This is a genomic window from Spiroplasma sp. hy2 (assembly GCF_044714365.1).
Taxonomy (GTDB): domain Bacteria; phylum Bacillota_I; class Bacilli_A; order Mycoplasmatales; family Mycoplasmataceae; genus Spiroplasma; species Spiroplasma phoeniceum.
Map to the genome: position 1 here is coordinate 1 of NZ_RXFZ02000174.1, position 2050 is coordinate 2050.

Here is a 2050-nt window from a genome sequence, read left to right on the forward strand (position 1 = left end):
WTTAAGCTATTTATTAATTCTGTAATTATTTTTTTCATTAATTATTTACCTCCATATATTAAAAATATACCTAATTTTAGGTATATTTTATAAATATCAAGAGTTTTTGACAAAATTAAAGAGTTTTTTTAATGCTCTTTTAATTTCTGCAGTAATTTCCATTCTGTTTTTCTTTCTTATTCAATTAAGGCAATTTATTTTAAACCATAATACTTATTTTTTAAAATCATATACGGTTTTTATTCTATAACATTTAATTTAAATTAGCAATAGATTTTAAATTTATCATACTAGTTAAAAATCAAATTATTGCTTTATATAAAATAATAATAAATAAAAAACAATTTATAAAAAGTTGATTTATTGTTTTTATTTTTTTTAAAAAATAAGCAAACTTAAATTCGATTAAAACTAAAATTAGATTTATCAAATTTTTGTTTTTTTTTTTTTTTTGTTTTCATTTTTTATTACCTTGGGTATTAAATTTCTTTTTTGCATTAGATTGGTTCTTTTTATTATCTAAATATGAATACTCATATTTAAAACTATTATTTTTTTGATTAAAAGTTGCTTTTTTATTACTAGAACTAATGTTTTTTGTTCCTTGTGGTTTTTGTTTTAAATCATATGTTGTAATATCTAATAACTCAATTTTTTTCTTTTGATATGTACCCAAATGTTGAATTTCTATTAAATCATTACGATTTGAAACAATTGATATTGCTACACCAGTAGCACCAGCACGTGCTGTTCTTCCAATCCGATGAATATAACTTTCTCGTTCTATTGGAATATCGTAATTAATAACATAATCAATATTATCAATATCAATTCCTCGTGCCGCAACATCAGTGGCAACCATAACTTGTACTTTACCATCCCGAAATAAACGCATTGCCTGCCCTCGTTCATAACGACTTTTATCACCATTAATGACACAACAAGGAATACCATTATTTGTTAACATTTCAGCAATTTTATTAGTAAAAACTTTTGTATTTGAAAAAATAATACTTCGTTTTGGTTGCAAATGTTTATATAATGCTATTAAAACATCTTCCTTATGATAAGACAATGCATTTACATATTGCTGTCTAATATTATTTTGTTCAATAACATTTTTTGTAACAACAATTTCAACAGGATTATTTTGATAGTTATTAGCAATTTCTAATACTTGTTTTGACATTGTTGCTGAAAATAATAATGTTTGATATTGTTTAGGAGCATTTTGAAATACTTTATCAAGATCATTTTTAAATCCCATTTTTAACATTTCATCAGCTTCATCTAAAACAATTGTTTTAATTTTATCTAATCGTAATGTTTTACGATTAATATGATCAGCAATTCGTCCCGGAGTTCCCACAATAATATTACTTTTTCGTAAAGCATAAATTTGACGTTGGATATGTGAACCACCACAAATTAAGGTTGCATTTACACCTTCCAAATAAGTTGCTAATTTTCGAACCTGGTCAATTATTTGGCTCGCTAATTCATGGGTTGGGCATAAAATAATCGCTTGTGGTTGTTTTAAGTGCGTATTTAAGTTTTGTAAAATTGGCAAAATAAAAGCTACAGTTTTACCAGTTCCCGTATGACTTTTACCAATAATATCTTGATTATTAAGAGCCACTGGAATAGCTTTTTCTTGGATTTCAGTTAGGTTAGTATAACCCATTTTAACAATCATTCGCTGTAATGCTGGGTATAAATTTAATGTATTAAAATTCATTTAGTCTCCTTTAAAATTTAGTATAAATAGTTTAGTTGTTTTTTTAACATTACAGCTGTTGAATTTACATATTAATATTATTTTAGATAACAGAATAAATTAAAATTTAACAACTTATTAATTATATCTTAAAAACTTAATAAAATAAAAMATTTTTTYCTTTAATTTTGTCGAAAACTCTTGATATTTATAAAATATACCTAAAATTAGGTATATTTTTAATATATGGAGGTAAATAATTAATGAAAAAAATAATTACAGAATTAATAAATAGCTTAACAGATGATCAATTTTTAGAATTTTATGAAAAAA

At 23.4% G+C, this 2050-nt stretch carries 1 protein-coding gene; it reads right to left on the reverse strand.

What is annotated here, in order from left to right; translation table 4 throughout:
* Positions 1-253: 253 nt before the first annotated feature.
* Positions 254-1738 (reverse strand): DEAD/DEAH box helicase, encoded by a 1485-nt coding sequence (locus EHV01_RS05020; RefSeq protein ID WP_422066497.1) that lies wholly within the window; start codon positions 1736-1738, stop codon positions 254-256.
* Positions 1739-2050: the final 312 nt, after the last annotated feature.